This window comes from Pectobacterium artocarpous (genome assembly GCF_046159765.1).
Taxonomy (GTDB): domain Bacteria; phylum Pseudomonadota; class Gammaproteobacteria; order Enterobacterales; family Enterobacteriaceae; genus Pectobacterium.
Genome location: NZ_JBJXVK010000056.1, coordinates 1 through 1,282 on the forward strand (window position 1 = coordinate 1; position 1,282 = coordinate 1,282).

The following is a 1,282-nucleotide window of genomic DNA, read 5'->3' on the forward strand; positions in this document are numbered from 1 at the left end:
GCTGTCGTAACCAAACAGCCGAGCCTGACGCCGCCGTCCCGCATCGCGGCGCTCCAGCACGTCATTCACCCGGCCGTCCGCCCCTTCCAGCGCCTGACGCTGCAACAGCCCCGTCGGGCTCCATTCATGGCACAGTGAAAACCCGCTGCCGTTACTGCGCCGCCGCTCTTCTCCCGCTGACGTGTGGCTGAACTGCAACGGCTGCATTGTCATTACCACGCAGGATATCCATGAACTCTGGGGCAACCTGCAAGCCCTCAGCATCGCGCCGTTTGATGAACGTGCGGCCGCAAGCTGGCTTAACCGCTTTCCCGGCGGCCTGAACGTGGAGGGCGCACGATGAGCATCAAGACCACTTTCCACCACGGTGAACTGCCGGAACTGACGTTAACGGGCGATGAACTGGCACTGGCGGGCGACTGGCTCACCCAGAGCGGGTTACTCGGCCAGCCGTTAAATATTGACGTGCTGCCCGGTAAGATAACCATTCGGGCAGAACAGGAGACTATGTTGGCGTAATAATACAAGCCGCTAAAAATAAAATAGCCGGAAGGATCGGGTGATCGCTTCCGGCATTATTATTAAGATAAGTTATTCTTTATAAATTCATTCAACTCATCTTCAGTTAATTCAAACTCAGGCCCTGCATCCATTCCTTTCAGATAACCAACCACATACTCTAACTTTTCATCATCAATGTCATAATCAAGATAAAATTCATAAGAATATCTAGCAATACTTGAAGGTTGATAGCCTTGTTTCAAGAGGAAATCTAATCCATCAAGAAATAATCGTTTCAGATCTTTCTTCATTTTTTCCCCTTACATTGCTTACTCTGATCTATAGCTTTACCTGAGGGGGTTGATTTTCCAGCATCAATATCTGCTTTTGTCGGTGGATAATGTGGTTTATCTAAAACTTCCCCATTACTCATTTTAGGATGAACACGATTAACTTTGCCCGAATGATCATAAGTCTCTTCCCAGCTTCTAACATTACCATTCGCTGGATTCCACTCTGTTACATGGGAACGGCCACGAGTAGGTCCTGCTGTCCTTGCTGGTGCTTCCTTATCGTAATAACGGATACGTCCATCAGGCAATTCTCTTACATTGACTGATGTTTTCTGCGCTTTCTCAAGCGCACGCATTTTTCTCTTCAATAATTCAGCAGGAGAGCCACTTAAGCCAAACGGATCAACCCACTCCAGCGGATTATGAACATATGCTTGAGGCCTTATCCCCCCACCCAGCCCTATCGGGTCCGGCGACAAATACTGTCC

3 protein-coding genes and 1 pseudogene are annotated in these 1,282 nt (G+C 49.1%); 1 reads left to right on the forward strand and 3 read right to left on the reverse strand.

Translation table 11 applies throughout. The features are described 5' to 3' along the window. Window positions 1-213 (reverse strand): annotated as a pseudogene (locus tag ACKQAD_RS20205) (type IV secretion protein Rhs); the annotation flags it as partial. A 126-nt stretch (window positions 214-339) separates the two neighbouring features. Between ACKQAD_RS20205 and ACKQAD_RS20210 the strand changes: the two are divergent. After that, window positions 340-519 (forward strand): SymE family type I addiction module toxin, encoded by a 180-nt coding sequence (locus ACKQAD_RS20210; protein WP_409161749.1) that lies wholly within the window; start codon window positions 340-342, stop codon window positions 517-519. Between the two features lie 62 nt (window positions 520-581). Here ACKQAD_RS20210 and ACKQAD_RS20215 read toward each other — a convergent pair whose 3' ends face one another. Both ACKQAD_RS20215 and ACKQAD_RS20220 read right to left on the reverse strand, forming a co-directional pair. After that, window positions 582-812: a hypothetical protein gene (locus tag ACKQAD_RS20215; protein WP_409161750.1), complete on the reverse strand. Its 231-nt coding sequence runs from the start codon at window positions 810-812 to the stop codon at window positions 582-584. Beyond that, window positions 809-1,282: RHS repeat-associated core domain-containing protein (locus tag ACKQAD_RS20220; protein ID WP_498044236.1), on the reverse strand; the 474-nt coding region annotated here is incomplete at its 5' end. The genes ACKQAD_RS20215 and ACKQAD_RS20220, both read right to left, overlap by 4 nt.